General features: G+C 41.4%; 19 protein-coding genes and 2 riboswitches. Of the genes, 3 read left to right on the top strand and 16 right to left on the bottom strand.

Translation table 11 applies throughout. From position 1 onward, the window contains the following. Positions 1-167 precede the first annotated feature (167 nt). Positions 168-272, top strand: a riboswitch (SAM riboswitch). Between the two features lie 86 nt (positions 273-358). After that, positions 359-1,675 (top strand): Na+/H+ antiporter NhaC family protein, encoded by a 1,317-nt coding sequence (locus DET59_RS13660; protein ID WP_113970211.1) that lies wholly within the window; start codon positions 359-361, stop codon positions 1,673-1,675. A gap of 86 nt (positions 1,676-1,761) precedes the next feature. Here the strand turns inward: DET59_RS13660 and DET59_RS13655 are convergent, their stop codons facing one another. From DET59_RS13655 to DET59_RS13625, 7 genes are all read right to left on the bottom strand, one after another. Next, positions 1,762-2,517 (bottom strand): (S)-benzoin forming benzil reductase, encoded by a 756-nt coding sequence (locus tag DET59_RS13655; protein WP_113970210.1) that lies wholly within the window; start codon positions 2,515-2,517, stop codon positions 1,762-1,764. A 105-nt stretch (positions 2,518-2,622) separates the two neighbouring features. Then, positions 2,623-3,408: a divergent polysaccharide deacetylase family protein gene (locus DET59_RS13650; protein WP_113970209.1), complete on the bottom strand. Its 786-nt coding sequence runs from the start codon at positions 3,406-3,408 to the stop codon at positions 2,623-2,625. 125 nt (positions 3,409-3,533) lie between these two features. Further along, positions 3,534-4,007, bottom strand: coding sequence for a helix-hairpin-helix domain-containing protein (locus DET59_RS13645; protein ID WP_113970208.1), 474 nt, complete (start codon positions 4,005-4,007; stop codon positions 3,534-3,536). 15 nt (positions 4,008-4,022) lie between these two features. Continuing rightward, positions 4,023-6,002, bottom strand: a complete 1,980-nt coding sequence (locus DET59_RS13640) for an ABC transporter permease subunit (protein ID WP_142675591.1) — start codon at positions 6,000-6,002, stop codon at positions 4,023-4,025. Between the two features lie 140 nt (positions 6,003-6,142). Continuing rightward, positions 6,143-6,853 carry an EAL domain-containing protein gene (locus DET59_RS13635; protein WP_113970206.1) on the bottom strand — a complete coding sequence of 237 codons (711 nt, stop codon included), beginning with the start codon at positions 6,851-6,853 and terminating at the stop codon, positions 6,143-6,145. A 58-nt stretch (positions 6,854-6,911) separates the two neighbouring features. Next, a riboswitch (cyclic di-GMP riboswitch) is annotated at positions 6,912-6,992 on the bottom strand. A gap of 98 nt (positions 6,993-7,090) precedes the next feature. Continuing rightward, complete coding sequence (locus DET59_RS13630; protein WP_113970205.1) at positions 7,091-7,675, bottom strand: DNA-3-methyladenine glycosylase; 585 nt, start codon at positions 7,673-7,675, stop codon at positions 7,091-7,093. Between the two features lie 116 nt (positions 7,676-7,791). Then, a complete protein-coding gene (locus DET59_RS13625; protein WP_113970204.1) occupies positions 7,792-8,847 on the bottom strand; it encodes a DmpA family aminopeptidase in 1,056 nt (351 codons plus the stop codon). Positions 8,848-9,019: 172 nt separating this feature from the next. Between DET59_RS13625 and DET59_RS13620 the strand changes: the two genes are divergently transcribed. Next, positions 9,020-9,781, top strand: a complete 762-nt coding sequence (locus DET59_RS13620; protein ID WP_258549671.1) for a CAP domain-containing protein — start codon at positions 9,020-9,022, stop codon at positions 9,779-9,781. Between the two features lie 167 nt (positions 9,782-9,948). Next, complete coding sequence (gene liaG, locus DET59_RS13615; RefSeq protein ID WP_113970203.1) at positions 9,949-10,812, top strand: LiaG family protein; 864 nt, start codon at positions 9,949-9,951, stop codon at positions 10,810-10,812. 38 nt (positions 10,813-10,850) lie between these two features. On the opposite strand, the gene DET59_RS13610 is transcribed toward liaG, so the two are convergent. The 9 genes from DET59_RS13610 to DET59_RS13575 form a co-directional block, all read right to left on the bottom strand. Further along, the gene (locus tag DET59_RS13610) at positions 10,851-11,582 is read right to left on the bottom strand and encodes a YqcI/YcgG family protein (RefSeq protein WP_113970202.1); all 732 of its coding nucleotides are present in this window, start codon (positions 11,580-11,582) and stop codon (positions 10,851-10,853) included. A 151-nt stretch (positions 11,583-11,733) separates the two neighbouring features. After that, positions 11,734-13,932 carry an FUSC family protein gene (locus tag DET59_RS13605; protein WP_113970201.1) on the bottom strand — a complete coding sequence of 733 codons (2,199 nt, stop codon included), beginning with the start codon at positions 13,930-13,932 and terminating at the stop codon, positions 11,734-11,736. 186 nt (positions 13,933-14,118) lie between these two features. Next, complete coding sequence (locus tag DET59_RS13600) at positions 14,119-15,222, bottom strand: nucleotidyltransferase domain-containing protein (RefSeq protein WP_113970200.1); 1,104 nt, start codon at positions 15,220-15,222, stop codon at positions 14,119-14,121. 23 nt (positions 15,223-15,245) lie between these two features. Further along, on the bottom strand, positions 15,246-17,060 hold the full coding sequence (locus tag DET59_RS13595; RefSeq protein ID WP_113970199.1) for an ABC transporter ATP-binding protein: 1,815 nt from the start codon (positions 17,058-17,060) through the stop codon (positions 15,246-15,248). A gap of 15 nt (positions 17,061-17,075) precedes the next feature. Then, the gene (locus DET59_RS13590) at positions 17,076-17,474 is read right to left on the bottom strand and encodes a signal peptidase I (RefSeq protein ID WP_181778159.1); all 399 of its coding nucleotides are present in this window, start codon (positions 17,472-17,474) and stop codon (positions 17,076-17,078) included. Between the two features lie 31 nt (positions 17,475-17,505). Then, positions 17,506-17,775, bottom strand: a complete 270-nt coding sequence (locus tag DET59_RS13585) for a PqqD family protein (RefSeq protein WP_113970197.1) — start codon at positions 17,773-17,775, stop codon at positions 17,506-17,508. Further along, positions 17,775-18,560: a hypothetical protein gene (locus DET59_RS13580; RefSeq protein ID WP_181778158.1), complete on the bottom strand. Its 786-nt coding sequence runs from the start codon at positions 18,558-18,560 to the stop codon at positions 17,775-17,777. Before DET59_RS13580 ends, DET59_RS13585 begins: the two co-directional genes overlap by 1 nt. Before the next feature lie 48 nt (positions 18,561-18,608). Next, on the bottom strand, positions 18,609-18,785 hold the full coding sequence (locus DET59_RS21695; protein WP_181778157.1) for a hypothetical protein: 177 nt from the start codon (positions 18,783-18,785) through the stop codon (positions 18,609-18,611). Between the two features lie 158 nt (positions 18,786-18,943). After that, a complete protein-coding gene (locus DET59_RS13575; RefSeq protein ID WP_113970195.1) occupies positions 18,944-20,734 on the bottom strand; it encodes an ABC transporter ATP-binding protein in 1,791 nt (596 codons plus the stop codon). Between the last annotated feature and the right edge of the window lie 8 nt (positions 20,735-20,742).

Raw genomic sequence — 20,742 nt, 5'->3', positions numbered from 1 at the left:
TCTATGAGTTTATGCCTTATTATGGATAAAGTCATGCTTTTGTTGCTGGTAAGGGAGGAAATAGACCGATGTCCGTATCAAGTAAGCAGAAAAATTTCCCGTTGACTTTTTCGAGTAAACCCTTTAAAGTATGGAAGTATATTTTAAATCAACTAAATACGATATTCTTCTTATCCAGAGAGACGGAGGGACTGGCCCTGCGATGTCTCGGCAGCGGACTCATATTGAGTGCTGTGCCACATCCAGCAAGCGAAATGCTTGAAAGATAAGAGGAGTGTTTCGTTCTTTTGAAACCTCTTCTTATTCCGGAAGAGGTTTTTTGTATTTTAGTAAACTGGACGACAAAGGAGTGTTAGGAATGAATCAAGAAAAAGGAAATCTATTGGCGTTACTGCCTTTGATCATATTTGTTTCTCTGTTCCTTGGAGCAGGCATCATTTCAGGAGACTTTTATGCCTTTCCTGTACTAGTATCAATTATCATCGCATCCGTGGTTGGTCTGTTGATGAACCGAAAAGAGACGTTAACGGCTAAGATTGAGCGTTTCGCTAAGGGATCCGGTCACCCTGATATCATGATCATGGTCTTTATCTTCCTGTTAGCGGGAGCGTTTTCCGGAGTAGCTGAAAAGATGGGAGCCGTTGATTCAACTGTAAACTTCGCCCTATCCGTGCTGCCTGGTAACTTGATCATTGTGGGATTATTTATTATCGCTGCTTTCATTTCGTTATCAATGGGTACATCCATGGGAACAATCGCAGCACTCGCGCCAATCGGTGTCGGGATTAGTTCGGGTACAGATATTTCGATGCCCCTTGCCATGGCGACCGTCATTGGAGGAGCGATGTTCGGAGATAACTTATCCTTCATTTCAGATACGACCATTGCAGCTGTTCGTACACAGAAAACGGAAATGAAAGATAAATTTAAAGTCAACTTCTTCATTGTATTACCTGCCGCAATCGTGACAATGGTGATTCTCCTTGTTCTTACTATGGGGAATCAATCTACTGTCGGAGCGGAAAGCTTTAATTGGATTAAAATCCTGCCATACCTTGGAGTGATCATCGGTGCTCTTGCAGGATTAAATGTGTTTGTTGTTTTGTTAGGCGGCATTGTTTTAGCTGGAATCATTGGATTCATCGACGGAAGCTTTACTCCAGCCAGTTATTTCGGTAGCGTGGCCGATGGTATGACAGGAATGGCAGAGATTGTGATCCTTTCCGTGCTGATCGGCGGGGTTGTCGAACTTATCCGTCATAACGGCGGGATTCAGGCTTTACTTTATCACACCACTCGCAAAATCAAGTCTCCTCAGGGAGCACAGCTTGCTACAGCAGGATTAGTGAGTTCTACTAACCTTTGCACAGCAAACAACACGATTTCAATCATTATTGCCGGTCCACTTGCTAAATCGATTAGTGAAAACTATGGGGTGGATGCCCGTAAATCAGCCAGTATCCTTGATATTTTCTCTTGTTCGATTCAAGGATTAATCCCTTACGGAGCACAGGCCCTGTTAGTGGCTGAAGTCGCAGGCATTTCACCAATCAGCATCATCCCATATGCCTTCTACCCGGTCTTGATAGCTGTTTGCGGTCTAATTGCCATTCGATTTGCACTACCGAAATTCACACGTAAATCAGCACCTGAAGCAAATCCGGTTCGATCTTAAATTCAGAGAGACAAATCCTTTGGGGTTTGTCTCTCTTTTTTTGATAAGAAAAAAGCAGATTCCGTTTCCGGTAATCTGCTTTCTTTTTATAACAAATCATTTACATGATACAGCTTACCACTTTCAATTTCGCTTTCTGTTACAAGCTTAACCAGTGCATTTGCGACAGTATCGGTTTCACGAAGCATGCCTTCCTCTTTGTAGCGCTGGAAGGATTCGACATCGGCAAAGGCTTCTTTAGAGGAGGAACGGATTTCTCCTTGCATATCCGTATCCATGACACCAGGGCTGAAGGCAATCACTTGATGGCGGCTATGCTTTTTAGAAAGCTCTAAGCTTACGGTTTCTGTCAGCATGTTCACGCCGGCTTTGGTTGCGCAGTACGTACTCCAGCCATATACAGGGCGACTTCCCGCTCCTGAGCTGATATTGATCATGATCATCTTCGAGTCAGAACCCCGTGCTGCTTTTATCATCTCATTGGTAGCAATCATGGGAGATAGTAAATTTACATGCACACTCGTTTCAAGAGCTTGATTTTCTACTTCACCAGAAGGATTGATTGGTGTCACCACACCGGCGTTTTGGATAACATAGACTCTGGCAGGTTTATATCCAAATACTTTTGCTCCCACTTCACGAAAGACCGCTTCTGTTTCTCCTGATTGTGCAAGATCGCACGGTAGGAAGTCATACGATACCTCTTTTTCCCCGGCTAGCTTTCGCAGTCTTTCATTATCTGACCGCGAAATATTGATCAGTCCTATGCCCTTTTCGATAAATAGCTTGGCGATCGATTCGCCTAAGCCTCTTGTTGCTCCCGTCACAATTGCATAATCCATATCGACTCATCTCCTTCTTACCTTCTGATTATAAGGGAGGGTCTTCTTATATCAAAAAAATATGCATTGGTTTAACATAAGATTTACAAAGAAAAAGCACACCATTCAAGGCATGCTCTCATCAATCAAATGATATTCAGGGATTAAGTCTGACAGTGGGACAATGGAAGCTTTTTTCTCATAAAGAGGAAGAAACTCTTCAAGCATGGTGGCAACCTTGATTCCTGTGACCCCGACATGACCTATGGCAATGGTTGAAGTGTCACTATCTAATTCTTTAGAAAGGAGCTTGGCTTGCTTTCCGATATGCTGGATGGTATAGACATCATCAAAGAATAATTCGTTCTCAAGATAGGGAACATCCAATTCCTTCGCAAGCTTCGGAATGACACTTTTTCCTGTAGTTTTACTATCAAGATAAAATAACCCCTTTTCCTTGCATACCTCTAAAACGATTCTCATGACCCTCTCATTGGCAGTGGCTCTTGAGCCCATATGGTGATTGACTCCTACTGCATAGGGAACTTCTTCGATCGCCTTTTCTACTCTTTTCCGGATTTCGTCATTTGAAAGCGAAGTGGTGATTGCCCCGGGTCCAAGCCAGCTTGCTTTACCGGACATCGGTTCCATTGGAAGGTGTACGATGACCTCATGACTCCGCCCATGTGCCTTTTCCGCATCTTCCCGTGTTGTTGGCAGAAAGGGCATAACCGCTATCGTCAAGGTGACGGGTAAGTTCAGGATTTCTTCTGTTCCCTTCATATCGTTTCCTAAATCATCAATAACGATGGCGAGTTCATTATGATGGGCTGGAAGGGGCAGGATGTTTCTTGCAGAAGATGAAGCATGAAAAAAGAACGTCAATAGTAAACAGAAGAACAGGATTCTCATCTTTCATCACTCCTTTTTCTTTATCATGTCCATTTTGAGGAGTATATACGAAAGAGGTCCGCCCCTGAAGAGCACGCATATAAATATAGGCAGGAAGCTGATTTTTTGCTTCCTACCTTTTTAGTTTATGAGGTCCGTCCCTCATCCCAGCCTTTGGTGGGGCGGTCGCCGGGGTAGCCGTGGGTTTGGCGATAGGTTTTTCTTTGGGTGGTGAAGTCCCACCAATTTTTGGTGGAGGATGGATGGTTGGCGTGATGGACGACACACCTTAGGGAGTCTTCTACGCAAGGGTCCATCCAGACGCCGTATTTCTTTTCCAATTCTATAATCAGGTCTTCTCCCTTTTCGTTCTTTATGTCTTCGTAAGAATAGAAACCAAGATCTTCAACGACGTTATGCGCCATATTCGGTCCGATTGACGGAATTCGTTGAAATATGGACATGCCGACTAAGTATCGGGCTCTATCCAGGGAGATATTAAGTTTTTCACTTAATGCATCGGGAGACCATTCGAAGATGTCTCCCAATCTGATTTTCTCTTTACGAAGCGATGACCTCTCTTCATCAGTCAGTGGCAATTTAGGACTTTTTCTATTCAATCTCTGTTCCCTCCTCTATCCCTTAAAGGATTGCTGTCGAGCCAAATGAAAGTCTTCCACTACTGGATGGTAGGTTTTCTTCTTCACCAGCTTATGTTTGTTCTTAATTGGAGTGTTGTTCACCAGTACCCCTACCTTTGTTTGCTGGATTTCCTTCACACCTTGTACAATCAACTGCATGGCGATGATGGCAATCATAAAGGCGGCTAACGGAGCAATGACAATCCAGTACTTTCCTGTCATTAGGGAATCTTTAGTGGAACTGATCAGACCTGACCATTCAAATGTTCCTGATTTCGGAGGATCGGGTACCAGTCCTCCTGTGATGATCGTACCTCCCAAGAACAGATGAAACAATCCCAGGTGCACAAGAATGAGAAGCGTTTGGATAAACTGCTGCCCCCATATAATGAATAACCTTGGTGCCAGATGAGGAAATAGATGCGTCCACAATAAATGACGATTAGTTCCCCCTAAGAGCTTCGCCGACAGAACAAAATCCTGTTTTCCTAATAACTTCAGTTCATTCCCTATTAAAACCGTCGTTAACGGGAGCACAAGTATCGTTAACACGACAGCTTCAAAAACGAGTCTTTCAAAGATGGAGTGATCCCATCCTAACACGGGCAATCCCCAAAGTACCGGCCTTAATAGAAGATACGCAATGAGGCTCAGTGGCAGGAAATGAATGGAATCGACCATACGATCAAGCCAATTCTTCCTGTTCTCTTTCAAGTGAAAATGATAGACTATTCCAAGATAGAATCCACCTATCACCCTTAGGGACGCGACAACCAGTGCAAAGAGGAGGGTATATTTTGACCCGACAATCAATTGATCGAGAATGCTATACCCGAAGAAATCGGATCCCAATATCATCTCTCCAAATGGCTTATGTGGAGGTGCACTGATGATTCGTCCCTCATCGTTCTTCATGAACTGAATTTGTTTAATCGGATCTTCTTTCATCATTGGATAAAGGAAACTGACAGCAATCAAGAGAAAGATGACACTAAACCCTATGGCAAACTTCCCATTATGCATATGCTGCCACCAAAGCCGTCTAATAGTAGAAAGCCAGCTCCATATCTTCCATTCTCTCCACTTTATTTTATCCTTTTTATATTTGGTATGATCGACGCTTCCCTCCCGATTGATCCATAGATATACACCTTGATACACGACAAAAAAAGGCGTGTATATCATAATCAGTGAGATGGCTATGACCATTGGTCTGAAGTCCTGAACGATATAATACGTGATTCCTCTCATATTGAAAATCGTTTCAATGATGAATAAGCTCGAAAGCATCCCCCATATGATCAGCTTTCCATGATAAAACAGGCTGGGAGAAATATTTTTCAATACGTGAGCAAAGAGAATTCTGCCTTTCGACATTCCTTTACTTTGGGCAAATTCAATATGCGGTTTAAGCATTTCTTCTTCCATAATAAAAAGAAGAATTCGAAAGAAAGAGATCATGGGAATGATCGATAATGTGATGATTGGTGCAAGAAAGATCTTTTCCTCCCCATACTCCGTGAAATTCATCAGTTCCACGCCAAAATATTTAATGACATAGACAATGAGAAGCTGAAGCATAAACGCAAACATTAAGTCAGGCACCGTCTCAAAGAGGTTTAATACTTTCTTTAGAGAAGACGTGACCCATCGGGGCAAAAACACTGTGAATATGGTAAGGGTGAAGGCTATTCCCAGGCCTAAGCCCAATGCTCCACCGATAATCTGTAAAGAATACAGATAAGGTCCCCAAAGCATGTCCAGAAAATCGACGGTTATCCCTTTATAGGAATAGCTCCAATTTTCCCCGTCCATAAATACAAAAACAAACTTAAAAAACTCTTCCAAGAACCCGACAAAATTGTACAGACCCTTCTCCTTAAATACTTCAGGAGCAATACTCACGGCTAAAATACCGATTAATCCGAGAATATAATAGAACATAAATTTCAGCGGAAATGTGAGAAGCCTCATACCCTGATCCCCTTTTTTTCTCTTTTTCCTCAGTTTAATGGAAATGTTAAATATTTTCAATTTTATTTTAATTCGGACAATCTCGCAGCAGATGTCCACGAAAAAAGGTGACTCCTACATTTCAGAGTCACCCTTCCTGTTTAAGCTAATAATCGACTCGGCCTTCCCAGATAATAGCCTTGCCCGATTGTAATCCCAATATCCTTTGCCACTTGCATATCCTGTTTGGTTTCAATGCCTTCTAACACAATTAACGTATCCTTACCGTAGAATTGATTAAAAAAGGAAAGGAATCGTTGTTTCTTATCATCTTGCGCAAGATTCAAAGCAAAATAACGATCGAGTTTAATGATCTCCGGTTCATATTCAATGGATTTCTTGATGGAGGAGGTCCCTTGCCCGAAGTCATCAATCGCATACCAAACACCATATTGCTTAAGTTCTTTAAGAGACTCTTTTAATATTGGGTTCTGCCACAGCTCCTCCGCACTCGACTCATTAATCTCAAGCACTAGACGCCCCAATATGTCGGGATGTTTCTTCATCAGGTCATAAAAATAGGCATGAAAGCTTGGGTGAAGAATCGTTGTGATATAAATATTAAGAAATAACTTACAATTCTTCAGTCCATTCTCTGTAAAGCTTTCAAGAGCTTTTGAAATGGATAAGGTATCAAGCTTATACAAGATATTGGCTTTCATCGCAGACTGAAAAACATTTTCGGGATTTTCGTTATACTTGTTTCGTAACAGGCCCTCATATGCATAGAGGGATTGATGCTTGCCCATTTCATATAAGGGCTGAAAATCATGATAAATATAGTCGTTTTGAAAAATAGTAAAGATATTCATAGGACCCCTATACTCTCTATAGTTTATAAAAAAAACCACACAAAAACGTATTCCTACGTTCGTATGTGGCCGGTTGCGCTACTAGCTCCCCTAAATGTAAGCGCCCATCTATCATTTAGGTTCAAAGCTCCCATTCGAATTGTCAGTATATGATTTTATCTTATAAGAAAAATATACCACAAACATAGTACTTATGGGTTATTTTTTAATTGATTATTAGAAAATTCCTAAAAATGATTATCTTGATACATAAGGATTGCCTTTTACCCAGAACCTCCAAGGATAATCCCTGGCTTCTCCCGAGTTATCGATTCCAATTCGTTTTCCTTCCACGATGTCTTCAGGCTGGTATCCCTTTGAAATGATGAGAGGGGGTTCCAGAAAGCTGCCACCGTAATCCTCCATGGTAATGCCTAACGCTTTTGTCAGCTTTCCTGGACCACTTGTCCAATTTTTTCTCACATGACCCGGTCTTCTACTTTCCATTAGCTCCAAGCCTTCAAAGGGTTCGACCGCTCTAATGAGAATCGCTTCGGGTTTTTCTTTTTCCCCGCTCACTACATTGACCAGGCAGTGAGTATGCATAACATATGTATAGATCCTGCCGGCTTCCTGAAACATGACTTCCGTCCGCTTCGTCCGTCTATTTCCATAGCTGTGAGCCGCCCGATCCGTTGGCCCTAAGTACGCTTCCGTCTCCACAATATAACCTGAAGCTGTTCCCTCCTCCGTCTCTTTCACTAACACACATCCCAACAAAGACTTTGCAAGTTCCAAAGTGGGCTGTTGGAAAAACGAAAGAGGCATAGGGGTATCATTCATGACTGTCACTTCCTTCAACCAAATAATTCGTACGCATATGTATGGTATACCCCATTTATTTGATGGTTAAATAAATTTCCATTAAAGAAAAAATCCTGAATAGGTTACACAGTTTCTTATTTCGTCAGTCCATCCCTGAGCAAATCTAAAGATATCGCTTCCACTTTCCTTCCATTCCTGCCCGTTGTGGTTTCCGCTTTACAGAGAGAGTTCCATATGGCTTCTTCTACGCTATCGACTGTCATTTCAAATAGTGTAGAGATGATCGGTCCGTCTTCTTTAATGAAACTGTAAGGAACCGTGTTATCACTCGAAGGCTGATGTGGAATACGATGTGCAGTAGAAAACGCAAGAACAACATCACCACTCCCATGGGCTGCATATGAACCCGTTCTTGAAAGGCCGAATGAAGCACGTTTCGCCAGGCGTTTAAGCTGCCTTTCATTTAGGGGTGCATCTGTCGCCAGGATGATCATGATTGATCCATCCGGTGCATTCTCCTCCTCCCCGTTGTTAAGAATGGGACCCCTTAGATCTTTCCTCTGTCCGAAATTTGTTAACACGAGGGCACCCACCGTATACTTCTCACCTCCAAAAGCATACTCCCTGGAACTCGTCCCTATTCCACCTTTATAACCGAAACAAAGCATTCCCGTCCCCGCTCCAACGCACCCTTCATCGACTGGCCCCGACTGTGCATGAAGAATGGCTTCCCGGGCATCCTCAGGCTTCACATGAAGGCCACGGATATCATTGAGGAAGCCATCATTGCATTCTCCCACAACGACATTTACTGTCCCCGTTGTGTCTCCGATTTCAGGTGTCTCGTCCAGCATATATTGAACCGTCCCTTTCAACACATCCCCTACTGAAAGTGTATTCGTCAAGAGAATCGGACTTTCAAGGACACCCAGCTCCTCCATTTGAATCGTCCCGACTGTTTTTCCAAAGCCATTGATCACATGGCAACCCGCCCATACTTTATCACGAAACAGATTGCCGGAATGAGGTAAAATCGCCGTTACACCCGTTCGCACCACGGTATCGTCTAGCTCATAGTGAAGGGTTTTATGTCCGACCTTCACTCCCTCAATATCGGTTATGCTGTTATACTTCCCACTTGAATAAGAACCGATACTGCCTCCCATTTCCCGTAATCTCTTTCGTTCCATGGATGAATTACCCCCTTTTTTTCTTATCAATACTATTCGTGCCTAAATCACAAAACCCTCTTTAAGAAAGAAGCAAACCCTATTTTTAACAGGATAAAGAGCACCTGGAGAGTACATATTAAAGACTGTTAAATGCTTGTAAAAGGCAATTAAAAATATTGGAGGACCTGACATGAAAAAACGATTTTTTTCCATTACAGCATGCGCTGTCATCCCGTTTATGCTGATGACTGCCTGTAACAATAACGATGCAAACGATAACCTGATGGATACACAAAACGTGAATTACGATCCTGTTACTTATGATAACGATGGCAGAGATCGAATGAATGGAATGCAAGGAAACCAAACTCCCCTTCACCGTTTCATGGCTCCAATAGACCCAAATGGTGACTTACGCGAATTTACCCACTTAGACCCCGGTGAGGAAAATGCGCCAGGTAATGAAGAAGCACGTCAGCCGAATCAGCCTGCACAAGAGCCAAATACAGCACAACCGGAACCACCTGCAGAGGGTCAGCCCAAACAGGATGCACAGGCATCCGATGCAAGTGGATTTGTGAAGCAGGTAGTTGATTTAACCAACCAGGAACGTAAGAAGAATGGACTTGGTGCCTTGAAAATGGATGGAGAGTTAGCGAATGTGGCGGAGATGAAATCAGAGGACATGAAGGAAAATGACTATTTCTCTCATACATCCCCAACGTATGGATCTCCTTTTGAAATGATGGAAAACTTCGGGGTGGATTACTCCACGGCAGCGGAGAACATTGCCGTTGGACAAAAAACACCTGAATCTGTCGTTAACGCTTGGATGAACAGTCCCGGTCACCGCAAAAATATTTTAAACAAACAAGTCACTCATATTGGCGTGGGGACAGCGAAGGATCCCAGCCAGGGAATATATTGGACGCAGATGTTTATCGCAAAATAAAGGCTAAGACCGGTCACCTAAGACCGGTCTTTTTCTATTACATAACCCACACCGAACTCAGCCTCTGGTCTGATTCAAAAATAATCGCATGGCTCATTGTGATGAACCGGCAGCTGCTTTAAAATAAAACTATAAAATGGAAAAACAAACCAAAGCGAGGGATTTTAATGAAAAATGCTTTTGCCGTGATCATTGCACTGCTTGCACTTGGAACGCTATACGTCATCCTGAATGACAATACATCGTTGTTTGCTAAAGAAAGTAAGTCAGGGGAACGTATCGGGGTAACGGACAAAATCGATCACATCGATCTTAAAATGGAAAGCAGCGATACAGAAGTCATTCCTACAGACCAGAATGAAGTCAAAGTTGATATGAAAGGAAAAGGAACACTGACTTTAGCTGAAAAAGGTGACACCATTGAAGTGGCTGTAAAGCATAAATGGTATGAATGGGTAGCATTCAACCGCAAATCGAACGTAACCGTGTACATTCCAAAAGAATATGATCGAAGCATGGAAATCGAGATTGGTTCCGGTAACCTTCAATTTGCAGGAAAATCCGATGCGAATCGAATGAAGCTGGATGAGTTATCCGTGGAAATGGGTTCCGGAAACATGACTCTTGAAAACCTTGAGACGAATGTATTCGAACATGATGGTTCTTCCGGAGACTTGGTCGTGAATGCTCTCTCTACAAAAAAAGGTAATGTGGACATCAGCTCCGGGGAAGTAGAATTGTCGAACTACGAAGGTCCTCTGGAAGGTGACTTATCATCTGGTGAATTAACAGTCTCCATGGACACTCTAAAGGGAGACCTGAATTTTGATGTAAGCTCTGGAGGTGTCAACCTGGATCTGCCTGAAGACGCGAGCTTTAAGCTGAACGGAAAAGCAAGCAACGGAGATATCTCCTGCAACCTCCCATTAAAGAATCAGAAGGTAGACAATGGAGACCTTTCTGGTGTGGCAGGGTCTGGTAAATACAACATCAATGTTTCCGTTTCCAGTGGGAATGTCGATATTTATTAAGAAGAAGAGTGTCAGGCCGAGGCCTGACACTCTTTCTCTTATTTATGGTGAAAAGGGCATTTACCTTCAATCGGCTCCACATCGTCTCCAATGAAGTATTGCTTCCATTCACGGTGTTCAGGATCCCCGTAATGGCTGATATTCGGATGCTTCGGCAAGCCGTCCCACTTCTCGACCCGCTCCCTTACTTTCTCACGGGACATAATGCCACCCTTTGACGTTCCTTCCAACCCTTCAAAGATCCTTCTCGGCTGAAAGCCTAATACCAAACTATTCCCAAGGTCTCTCGTCTTTCGCTGCTTATAAGCAGGAGCATTCCCAAACACGAAAAACGGCTCCCCGGCAAACGAAAACGCCCACAAATGATGATCCGGATCCTCCGGATAATCCTCTGGCCAAGCCTCCTCATCCTCCTCATGAAGAAACTGCAGAATCTTCCAGAAATACTCACGATAATGAGGGACGGACCTCTCCTCACCCTCTGGTTCCACAAACAAAAAGAATCCGTGACGAATCAGCCGCTCTCCTTCTGGTACATCGAACAAGTCGATAAACTCTTGAATCGTTTCGGGCAGATGCTCCCAATTATCGTGACTTATATACGAATACCGAAGCTCTCCTTTTTTCTCTCCGGTCATGCCGAAGTAACAAGGAAACGTTCGGTCTGTTACTACCTCGTGAAAATTCTTATATTCTTCCATCACCCATTGGGGAACAAGATCAGGGTTCTTCATATCTTCTTTGGTCAGCAATAAGCTTTTGTCTGCCATTTCCTCCACCTCACCATCATATAAATGTATAGATGGTATGGTTTTCCCGAAGAGTGACGGGTTAAAACAATTTCTGACAAGAAGTTATCTAAAACGACTATCCCGACAGGTGAAATAAGCGCAATAAACAAAAGGGTAAAGCGGATTCGCTTTACCCTTTTGTTTGAGTTTCCTTCACTTCCGCCCCCAGTTCCTCTCCAAGTGCCACAATCGATTGATTGATTTTCCACACATAGTAGAGGTGATGAATCAGATCCATTTGTGACTTCAGTCTGCTCGGTGCCAGAGTTTCGATCTTTTCCCGTTCCTCACTTAAACTCCAAAAAACTCGTGCGCTCTCTTTTTCTTTTAGCAGCTCACGTAACGTTTCAATGTTATGAGTAATTTTCTCTTCTGTCTGCTGAAAAACGCTATTAAGTTCATCAGAAACCTTTGCAGGTACTTTTCTATGGGACGAAGCAAGCAAATGCTTTGCATAATAGTTTATGGCTGTCACCACCGTGACCCAACGTCCAATCCCCGATCGTGTCATGGAACCAGGTCGTTGCAAAAGCGATTGTGCTTCATCCTTTATACCCTGAAGCTTCTGATCGAGATCAAAGGCTTGATCTGTTAATGGTTTATCCTCAATATCCGTAAAGGTTTTTATATAGGAAGAAACATATCCTCCAAGCTCTTCAAGAAAATCATCAAAGGCATCTGCCACCTTGTCCTTTGTTTTCTTTGGAAATACAAACGCCGAGACAGAGAGGGCAATCGCCGCTCCAGCAATGGTATCAATGACCCGTGCCCCCATCAGCTGCATACTGATTCCGCCCAGGAGCAGGTCATACATAAAGGCGATGAGCATGGTTATGAACAAGCTCATAAGAGTATACGAAACCGTGAAAAGATAGAAGGCCAGGAACAGTACGACAAACAAGAGGAACACTTCAAGCTCAGAATTTCCTGAAACGAGCTTTGCCGCTCCGAATCCAAGTATGGCCCCGGTCACCGTTCCGACCGAGCGCTGAAAGGCCTTCATATAAGTTCTTCCTACTGACTCTGTACCAATTTGAATAATAAAGGTCGTTAACAGTACCCAGTAGGGCTGTGCAGGTGCAATCAGCTCCCCTACAATAATCGCTAACGTACCCGCAACAAGAGCTTGGATCGCCTTACGGGTAGAAGGGTTTAAACTCCTGGTCTCTTCTTCAGGCTTATCCTCTTTTTCCTCATCAAGGGACTCGTCATTACTCTCTATGTCCGTTTCCTTGCTTTCTGAAACCTTCAGCGACTCTTGAATGGTGATGGCTGCTTCCAGCACATGATTGGCAATGGACTCGATGCGCCTTAGAAGATACACCCAGCCTTCAGGCTTTTCTTCCTGATTCAACATCTCTGATAAAAGAAGGCGAAGGCCCTGTATGGCTATTTCTGCTTCTTCAAGAGAACGGGGATCATAATCCTGGGCCAGTACCTCGGCATCACGGAGCGAACGGAGAACCCAGACAAGCAAGCGTCTAAGCTCAGTAACCTCTAAGGCATCCAACTCCTTGAGCCGCTTCAAAGAATCGGTTAACGTCTGTATCAACATCTCTGTATCAAAAACATAGAGACGCAATTGGGAGGGCTCGATACCTGGCCAAAGCTTCTTCAAATCATTCTCATTGATATCACCGGCTACGATCCTCGCATACTCATTCAGCCTTCGAACATTTCGATCGAGAAGCTTCCTGCGTTTACTACTCGTGTCCGGATCCTCAATCATCTTCATCAAAATCGTAAACGTCAAGTTGGATTGAATATGAAACGAACGCATACTCCTTCTTAACACATGAACCGAGCCTTTAAAAATAATGAAGTTATAAAGAAAGGCGTACATGACACCAATCACAATCCCAATATAGAACCATGATAGATGCGCCACATCAAGCTGAAGAATCGACGAAATATAAATAGACATAAATCCTGCCATTCCCATGGAAAAATACCGGATGGCAAATCGGGAGAAGTAAAAAGCGCTGAATATCGCTCCCACCAGTAGGATATTCACCACGAGACTATAATGGGCAAAGGCGGAGCCCAATGTGATTCCAACCGCTACCGCCACACCGATCAACGGGGTCGTGACCTTCTTTTTAGCCGTTGTGTCATCCATAACGACGAAGATCCCGAGCATCCCTACCATCCCTGACACAATGGCCGGCGTAATCGCTGTGTGATCGAATAGTTTTAATAAAAAAAGCATCGTAAACACAGCCGATATTAAACTGATCGTTGCTTTACCGGCCTGCTGAAATCTCTTCCGGCCCGGGTCAGACGCGAGGATCCTCCCCAGCCATACATGCTGTCTATGTAACTGTTTCATTTATCATCATACCCTTACTTTCACACCGTTTTTCATTCTCTATTATCGTACCCGTTCCAATAAAAAAGTAACCTGGACTGCGGAAGCAGCAGGTTACTCTTTATTCGCTGGTGCACGAAGAGAACTTGAATCTATTTGTATGATTATAAGGGTTTTACGTGGTTGGGTAAAGGAAAGTGCTTGGTGCTAAGGCTGATTGGCACCTCTGACTAACAAATACGTTGCTTTCAATCCTTTTCCTATCCTTTCTTTATATAAGAAGAATATACTTTTTATATAGGAAGACCTTTGATACTCTACGTTTAATTCCGTATAAATGTCCGTCTTTCTAGGAAAGCACCAGCTGTACACCTCTCTCAAGCAATGTTGAAAAGTGTCATAGCTTAAAAATTGAAAATCGATAAAATCCAAGTAATGAAACAATCGTCCCTTTCTCCGCTTCTTCATACTTCGTTTAACAGGCAGTTTCATAACGTTCTCCAGGATCGGATACTCTTCATACACGATGGAAAGAGTACGAACCATTCTTTTCAAGGTCCCATCTTTTTTAGCTTGTTGAAATAATCGATGAAGATCTACTCGATTGTTCAACCTGAAAATCAACTGAATAATATCAAGGTAATATCGTGGAGAGTCTAAATTATGCCTCCACCCATGCAGACAAATCATATAAAAAGTATGTTCATCCGATAAACTTTTAATATAGGAGCTTCCCTTTACAGCTTCAGCCTCTTCCCAGAAGGTATCAATCTCCAAATGAGAGGTCTTTTCCTTCACAATACCCCAATGTATCTCCACTACTAGAGGCACGGGGGACCCAGGAATACGTTTACTAAAAGAACAGTGAAAATGCTCTGGTATCCATTCTTCCTCCTGTTCAAATCCTAAGGATTTAACTAGTTGAACCGTCTCTCCTACCGATTCTTTTTTAATGAGAATATCAATATCTGATGTCCCTCTGGCAGCCAGATGACCGAAATATTCTTGTGCAAAATATACACCTTTTAGAGGAATGGCTTCTATTTTCGCCTTTTCGAGCCTGTTAAGGATTTTGTCTGTTTCACTTTTGATAAGGATATTTTGAAATAGTGCCTCATCGTATTTTTGCTTTAGGCGTACTTGAAAGAATAGTGGTGTTCTTTCAAGGTCTCCCTTTTCTTTTAAAGAGTGATAGATCTGGGGGGAGATGGAGTGGGATTCTATTTGTTGGATGGCTTGGTGGTAATATGTGATTTTGTGAGGAAGACTGGTGTTTCTGTCATACAACGAGCTTATAAGTGGTGTGAGCATGTATTCCCCCCCTTTTTACTATGTTAGGCATTCATCACTAAAGTTTTTGAAATGGTTGTCTCTTTAAAAAATTGACGGTTGTTCAATTCCTTGTACAAGCCCTCTTCCCTTGTCAGCTCCTCATGATTGCCTTTTTGAACTACCTTACCTTCGTTCATAACATAAATGATATCTGCGTGTTTAATGGTAGATAAACGATGAGCAATGACTAAAGTCGTTTTATTTTGCATTAGCTTATAAAGAGCTTCCTGAACCAAGAATTCTGTTTCACTATCAAGAGCAGAAGTGGCCTCGTCTAAAAGAAGGATAGGGGCATCTTTCAATATCGCCCGTGCAATGGATAGCCTTTGTCTTTGACCTCCAGATAGCTTTAACCCTCTTTCGCCAATTTCTGTGTTATACCCATTGGGCAAACCTGAAATAAAATCATGTAGATTCGCTTTCAGGGATGCTTCAATCATTTCTTCATCGGAGATCTCCGGACGGGCAACTTTTAAATTCTCACCAATCGTTCCACTAAATAAAAAGGTCTCTTGCGGAACGTAGGCGATGGAATTTCTCCAATCAGAAATTTTGGTATCTCCTAATGTTTTTGAATCCATTGAAATCACACCAAACTGTGGAATGTAAAAACCTTGTAATAAATTAAATAAAGTGGACTTCCCTGCACCACTTGGCCCTACAAATGCGACTACCTTTCCAGAAGGAATATCCAGGCTGAAGTTCTTTAAGACGTTATGCTCTCCATCATAGCTAAAAGTCACATTTTGATACCTAATACCTTCATGGAGATTCTGGGTTGGTAAATAAGTGGGTAATTCTTGTGATTCTCTGGGCTGGTCCAATAAATTAGTAATACGATCTAATGCAGATATAGAACGTTGATACCCTGCCCATTGACCTGCAAGACCAGTCAGAGGATATACGAGGTGATTCACTAGATTAATGAACGACAATAAAGCACCTATCGTGATTACTTTATCTGAAACAAAAAAAGCGCCTATTAGTAAGCTTGCTAAAAAAGTGATGGATCCTACAGCTTCTCCTCCCGCATAAAAAGCCCCACGCAGTTTCGCGTCTTTCATTTCGAGAGAGAATAATTCTTCGTTCTGACGGGCGTATTTAGTAAAGAAAATCTTCTCCAACGTAAAAGAACGAATCACTATGAACCCTTGAAAAGTATCATTAAGGCCTCTATTAATACTGCCAATCAAATTATGAATGACTCGACTATTGTTCCGAAGCAGTAACCCAAATACTGCACCCCCTATTACCGCAACAGGAGCGATAAGAACACTGATTAACGAAAGCTTCCAACTGATCTGCACTAAGTAAGTAAAAGCGGCAATCGTAATAAGTGGAAAGCGTATTAAGTTAATAAGTCCACGTCCAACAACGGCATCTATATTGTGAAGATCATTTGTAAAATGAGATATTAGTTCTCCGGAATGGAGATTTGAGAGAGTGTCTCCTGGTAAAAGTAAAATATGTTTATATAAGTCCACATTAAAATCACGCTTCACTGCATTAACAGCAATCGTCTCAAGATATGTATCAATAAAATTTGTCACAATACTGATCATCGATAAGCTAATACCTATCACCATTAACCATTTCAAACGGGGAAAATCTCCCTGAATCGCTGCATCCGTAATATTTCCAAAGAACCAAGCAAAGGACAATGTCATAGTAATATCTATAAATAAAAGCAAAAAAAGACCGATATAGACTTTTTTATGCTTCAAAAGAAAAGGTCTCAACAACAAAAAAGTTTTCTTTAATTCCTTCAAAGAACCATATTGTTGAATATCCAACTTTTTTGTTAGTCTTCCAATCATTGTAAGCACCTGCGCTCATCTTTTATTTAATATAAGTTGTAAGAATGACGATAATACAGGGAAAAGAAGAATGAGTTTACTCCAGCCTTTAGCAATAGGGTGAGATAAAGATAACACCACATCTCCCTTGCGTATTTTCACTAACTTTCCGATCATCTGCTCGTCTGATATCGGCACGTCGAAGCCAACATTCGTATCTCCTTTAAATAGATACATTCCAACATTTTCACTGAATTGAATGCAAAGGAATCGATGAGCAACTAACTTACCCGATGAGTCTTGAAATAAAATGATGTCCCCTTTTCTCACTGTGACTTCCTTTAATGAAATAAACCGACACACATCTCCTTCTTTAATCAAAGGATACATGCTCATTCCTTCAGCGGGGACATCCATCCAGCCTTTCTTATCCATTACTCCCTTTATCAGCGTGGACGAAATCGAATTAGCCTGCATGTTTTTCAACAAGTCCGCATTGAAGCAAACACGATAAAAACGATATTACATCTTCTTCAATAGGCATTTCCTTTATATCATATTGATTCTGAATAGCATGGATCATTTCTTGCACAGAACATTTTGAGTCAAGCAAGGACCAACAAAACCCCCCTACCTCGTTCAAGACAGTGACCGTAAAATCAGCAGAATTTAAAATCATCCATTCATCATCCAGTTCAAAAACCTCGTATTCACCCTTACGGATATAATTTGTCATCAGGAAATCAACTCCCAAAATGTATTGTTCTTTTGAAAATGAAGTTCATAAGCTGGAACTTCTTTCACTAACGCCGTTAATAAATGAAAAATCCTGCTGCTCTCTTCAGGTTTATGACACCAAAAGAAAACCTTATCTGTTAACTCAACAAGAGCCACAGATTTCTTCAGATGTACTCTCTTATTGGTTAATGATTGGGTTAATAATTGAATACTCCTTAAAGGACATGGTTTCTGATTGTCTGCAGACTCCAATTCACTTCGAAAAGGAGAGTTGAAGACTTCCATAGCACCTTCAGTAACCTTCAAAATTGTCGCTTCATCTGATAAGAGATCTCTCGGTAAAGACAGCTTTGCTGCAGTCGATTTACCTGCTCCTGAGTTACCGGAGAAAATATGCGCCTTTCCATTTTCGATCACACAGGAGGAATGGATTAAGATGCCCCAATTATGATGAAGTATAAAAGCACTATATAAATTCATTAGGGCATGTTTGAGTGCTAGTTTGTCTTGAACATAGATGTTTGCACTTTTAAAATCATGACTCGTCTCTATTAAATAGTCCGCTCTTTGATAATAGATTTTGTCAGCTTTTTGGTTAATCGTCACATGATGATTGATAAATGAGGAACCGTAACCCTTTTCTATGTTTATTAATAAGTCTGACTGCTTGTAACCTCTGTAGATAAAAGGTTTATAGTCCCTCTTGAATTCACTAAAAAACTCGCTTTTCTTTCCTGTTATTTGTAAGAGATGTTCTCCAATAATTAAATGGAAGCCTTCCATAATAAACTCCTTAATAATAAAATTAAAAACTAATAAAGATACAATTAACTATTTATTCTTATGAGGCTTCTTAGGCTTATATGGATCATGAGGATAATTACCTCCATTACTGTTTCCATCATCTCCTGAGACAGGGCCACGCCCTTTATTCCAGCTTTGTGAGGTTTCAAAAGTAATAGGTTTATGATTTAATACTTCTGGTGCTTTGTAGGTCAATTTTTTCATGATATTATTCCACCTTTCGTTTTATATAACGAACAACTAGTTCAAAAAAATAATTATCTTTTATTAAATCACAAAGTCATGATCAATATCTCTCTTATTAAATATTTTAATACATTCGCTGTTCTTTTTGAAGAACAACATTTCGACAAATTTTATGTTTATAAAGAAGTTCCTGTTTGTTTCTCAAGGAGGTTTCTGAACATACTCTTTTTTTCCTTAGCCAGTTGAGTAAACGGCCCGGATTGAACGACCCGCCCTTTATCCAATACAATCACTTGATCTGCTTTCCTGATTGTTGATAGACGGTGGGCAATAACAATGATCGTCATTTTGCCTTTTAACTGTTCGATTGCCTTTTGGATTTTTGATTCGTTTTCACTGTCCAGTGCACTAGTCGCCTCGTCTAAAACGAGAATGGACGGTTTCCTTAATATCGCCCTGGCAAGTACTATTCTTTGCCTTTCGCCCCCGGATATACGGATTCCTCGATCGCCTATCAGTGTATCTAGTCCTTCTGGTAAGTTTTTTACGAATTCTGCGGCTGATGAAAATTCGAGGGATTCCCAAATATCCTGGTCACTTGCGGTTGGTTCAATCATCATGAGGTTTTCCCGTATGCTTGCATTGAATAGGAATGGATCTTGTGGAACATAGCTGATTGATTTTCTTAGTGACAGGAGGTTTTTGGCTGTAAGTGGTATCCCGTCTATCAGGACTTCTCCTTTTTCTGGGCGGTTTAGTCCCATCAAAATATCAATTAATGTGCTTTTACCTGCTCCGGATGGGCCTACTATTGCGGTCATTTGATTGGATGGTATGGAAATGTTGATATCTTTTAAAGAATAAGTATTTTCATATTTAAAAGACACATTCTTACAATCAATTCTATGGTTAAATCTTAAAGGCTTTCTTTCCGTATTGCTACCTTGCAAACTAAGTTCATGGGCAAGATTACATTCGTATTGAAGCTGAATAATGGAATGAAACGCTGGAATTGTAGAAGCAATTTGCTCTAAGTTAGATTGTATTCCAGTAAAACGCGGCCACAACCTGGAAAAAATTAAAATAATGATTAATAACTGTTGCGACTGACTTTTAAACAGGCTAACGGAAACAAAAAGAAAAACAGCAATCAAAATTGCAGATGTCACTTTGTATACCAGCTGAGAATTCGTTCGAACTATTAATTTTGCTTCTTGTTCTTTTTTTATCGTGTCACACCATTCTCTGAGCCATTCATGACGGGGCTCTTCCAAAGAATTGCTTTTTATATCTTTGATACCGTTAAAATGATCGGTTATTCCCGCTAAGTAATTTTTAGCGATTTCTGTGGTTTGATCTCCTATTTTTCTTGATTTCATGATGAACGAACGTGAGAAAAATGCCAGTATGATTCCTGCGGCTAGAACGAATAAGGTCATTGAAGGAGAAAGCCAAAAGGCCACGCCAATCTGAATGATTGTGAATACAGCTGAAGTTATAAGTTGGAGAAACATATTTGTCCCTCCGCTAACTCTTCCAAGCTCCGTTGTTAAAGAATTCACCAAGTCAGACTTTCTCTTCTTCATGAAAAATCCCCAGTTTGCCTGCAATAAACCTTTATACGTCTCCATACGTAAATGATTGATAAAATCTACTTGAATCATCATATTTTTTCTGGCGATCCTTCTCTGAAATAATGCCTGCCCGGCTACTAATAAAATGTATGTTCCAAGGATTACACTTAATCCTGCGATAGGAGAAATGGATTCCAAAAAAAATAAGTAATGTAAAAAAGGTATGTCTGCTGTATCAACCTGAAGAATCCCACTAATACTCAGCATTGGTATAAGTAATAATATTCCAATCCCTTCTAGTAAACTGACAAAAACCATGCCAATTAAATTTAAAATCAAAACATACCTGGAAAAAGAAAATAATTGCTTTGTAAAATACAAAAGAGCTTTCATTGGTTTCA

The sequence above is a fragment of the Rossellomorea aquimaris genome (genome assembly GCF_003315075.1).
GTDB lineage: Bacteria > Bacillota > Bacilli > Bacillales > Bacillaceae_B > Rossellomorea > Rossellomorea aquimaris_C.
Note: the sequence above shows the minus strand (reverse complement) of the source record. Positions and strands in the feature narration are given on the sequence as shown.

Coding starts and splice junctions, on each gene's coding strand:
- DET59_RS21695 (WP_181778157.1), bottom strand. CDS start 18,785: ATGAAAAAATTGACCTACAAAGCACCAGAAGTATTAAATCATAAACCT.
- DET59_RS13595 (WP_113970199.1), bottom strand. CDS start 17,060: ATGATTGGAAGACTAACAAAAAAGTTGGATATTCAACAATATGGTTCT.
- DET59_RS13590 (WP_181778159.1), bottom strand. CDS start 17,474: ATGGATAAGAAAGGCTGGATGGATGTCCCCGCTGAAGGAATGAGCATG.
- DET59_RS13660 (WP_113970211.1), top strand. CDS start 359: ATGAATCAAGAAAAAGGAAATCTATTGGCGTTACTGCCTTTGATCATA.
- DET59_RS13640 (WP_142675591.1), bottom strand. CDS start 6,002: ATGAGGCTTCTCACATTTCCGCTGAAATTTATGTTCTATTATATTCTC.
- DET59_RS13600 (WP_113970200.1), bottom strand. CDS start 15,222: ATGCTCACACCACTTATAAGCTCGTTGTATGACAGAAACACCAGTCTT.
- DET59_RS13650 (WP_113970209.1), bottom strand. CDS start 3,408: ATGAGAATCCTGTTCTTCTGTTTACTATTGACGTTCTTTTTTCATGCT.
- DET59_RS13610 (WP_113970202.1), bottom strand. CDS start 11,582: ATGGCAGACAAAAGCTTATTGCTGACCAAAGAAGATATGAAGAACCCT.
- liaG (WP_113970203.1), top strand. CDS start 9,949: ATGAAAAATGCTTTTGCCGTGATCATTGCACTGCTTGCACTTGGAACG.
- DET59_RS13635 (WP_113970206.1), bottom strand. CDS start 6,853: ATGAATATCTTTACTATTTTTCAAAACGACTATATTTATCATGATTTT.
- DET59_RS13585 (WP_113970197.1), bottom strand. CDS start 17,775: ATGACAAATTATATCCGTAAGGGTGAATACGAGGTTTTTGAACTGGAT.
- DET59_RS13620 (WP_258549671.1), top strand. CDS start 9,020: ATGAAAAAACGATTTTTTTCCATTACAGCATGCGCTGTCATCCCGTTT.
- DET59_RS13605 (WP_113970201.1), bottom strand. CDS start 13,932: ATGAAACAGTTACATAGACAGCATGTATGGCTGGGGAGGATCCTCGCG.
- DET59_RS13630 (WP_113970205.1), bottom strand. CDS start 7,675: ATGAATGATACCCCTATGCCTCTTTCGTTTTTCCAACAGCCCACTTTG.
- DET59_RS13625 (WP_113970204.1), bottom strand. CDS start 8,847: ATGGAACGAAAGAGATTACGGGAAATGGGAGGCAGTATCGGTTCTTAT.
- DET59_RS13580 (WP_181778158.1), bottom strand. CDS start 18,560: ATGGAAGGCTTCCATTTAATTATTGGAGAACATCTCTTACAAATAACA.
- DET59_RS13655 (WP_113970210.1), bottom strand. CDS start 2,517: ATGGATTATGCAATTGTGACGGGAGCAACAAGAGGCTTAGGCGAATCG.
- DET59_RS13575 (WP_113970195.1), bottom strand. CDS start 20,734: ATGAAAGCTCTTTTGTATTTTACAAAGCAATTATTTTCTTTTTCCAGG.